General features: G+C 49.7%; 1 protein-coding gene. It reads left to right on the forward strand.

What is annotated here, in order from left to right:
• Window positions 1-354: hypothetical protein (locus F1E73_RS17780; protein WP_191089082.1), on the forward strand; the 354-nt coding region annotated here is incomplete at both ends.

Consider the following 354-nt stretch of genomic DNA (forward strand, 5'->3'; position numbering starts at 1 on the left):
CCTAACGGTGATGGATTCCAACGGATGTACCGCCACCGAAACCATTACGGTTGATCCGCTGACACCCCCTACGGATATTGCTTTTTCTGCCACTGCGGCCAACTGTCCGGCAGAGACCTCCAATGTGACCCTTACGGTTACTGGAGGAAGTGGGGCCATTACCTATGAGCTGATTTCCCCGTCTGCTTTGAACAACGGCAACAACAATATATTTACCAACCTTGCTCCGGACACCTATACTTTTAGGGTTACCGATGCCAAGGGCTGTTCTTATGAAGAGAACTTTACCCTGAATCCGGTACAAAAGATAGGGGTAGCCGGTACTTTATCCCAGGATGTATCCTGTAAGGGAAG

Origin of the sequence: Arenibacter lacus (assembly GCF_008711145.1) — a bacterium.
GTDB classification, from domain to species: Bacteria; Bacteroidota; Bacteroidia; order Flavobacteriales; family Flavobacteriaceae; genus Arenibacter; species Arenibacter amylolyticus.